Origin of the sequence: Streptococcus mitis, assembly GCF_001579035.1 — a bacterium.
GTDB classification, from domain to species: Bacteria; Bacillota; Bacilli; order Lactobacillales; family Streptococcaceae; genus Streptococcus; species Streptococcus mitis_J.
Genome location: NZ_KQ970285.1, coordinates 268,719 through 269,950, shown reverse-complemented (window position 1 = coordinate 269,950; position 1,232 = coordinate 268,719). Strand labels below are relative to the sequence as shown.

The following is a 1,232-nucleotide window of genomic DNA, read 5'->3' as shown; positions in this document are numbered from 1 at the left end:
GTTGTGCACCAAGACAAAACGTTCTGTCTCAGAGCGGTGTGGGTGAGCATTGTCCTCAGTTGGTTTCCCGTGAGTTGCCCAACGAGTATGTCCGATACCAGTCGTTCCCTCAACACCAGCTGTCTTGGCAGACAATTCTGCGATACGACCAACAGCCTTCACCAAATGGTTCTCAGCACCACCTAAGACAAAAATCCCCGCAGAATCATAGCCACGGTATTCGAGCTTTTCAAGCCCTTGAATCAAAATATCAGTTGCATTCGTGTTTCCAACAACACCAACAATTCCACACATAGTATATACGACACAGACCAGCTGTGCTTTCTCCTTAAAATTGGTATAGTCTGATTCCTCTTTTATAGAACCAGCAAAAACAGTATATACTTGTTTCTTTCACTTGTCAAGAGTAAAAATTGGTATAGTTCAAATTACGCTCCTGTTAGCAAAAAACTCTGACCAATTAGGACAATCAGTCAGAATCTTTTTTAAAATCCATTATTATCGCTTAATTCCTTGAACCAGTACCCTGATTTTTTCAGACGACCCTTCTTCTAACTCAACCAAGCCATAAAGAGGCTGGGTAAAAAGGCTTCAAAATTATAAAAACGCATTATGTCAGGTGTACACAACCTTGATATGATGCCTTTTACCATGGAAAGATTTACTGAATTTTCTCCTCAAATTGAGTTTTGCCTAGCCTCTGTTTTTCTTCTGATTATAGTTTTTATTTCTTGCTGAGGATTTCAAGCGTTTCAAGCACGTTATCTGCATGAACTTCGATGGTGTCACCAGTCGCTTTAATCTTGACTTCTACGATGCCATCGGCTGCTTTCTTCCCAACAGTGATACGGATTGGCAATCCAATCAAGTCACTATCGCTAAATTTCACTCCGACACGTTCGTTACGATCGTCCGTTAAGACTTCGTAACCAGCTCCCATCAAGCTTGCTTCAAGCTTTTCTGTCAAGGCTTGCGCTTCTTCATCCTTGACATTGACAGTAATCAAGTGCACATCAAATGGGGCCAATTCTTTAGGGAAGTTGATCCCCCAAGCGTAACGGTATTCACCTTTTGGCGTTTTGTTCACAAAGAGGCGAGCGTGTTGCTCCATCACTGCTGAAAGGAGACGGCTGACACCGATACCGTAACATCCCATGATAATTGGCACAGCACGGCCATTTTCATCCAAAACATCTGCTCCCATGCTTGCTGAATAGCGAGTGCCGAGTTTA

The 1,232-nt window shown here is 42.7% G+C and carries 1 protein-coding gene and 1 pseudogene; both read right to left on the bottom strand.

All coding sequences use genetic code 11. The features are described from left to right. Window positions 1-294, bottom strand: a pseudogene (locus tag SMIDD26_RS12500) (glucosamine--fructose-6-phosphate aminotransferase); the annotation flags it as partial. 430 nt (window positions 295-724) lie between these two features. Beyond that, window positions 725-1,232 (bottom strand): His/Gly/Thr/Pro-type tRNA ligase C-terminal domain-containing protein (locus SMIDD26_RS12495; protein WP_246746841.1); only part of this gene is annotated, 508 nt, incomplete at its 5' end.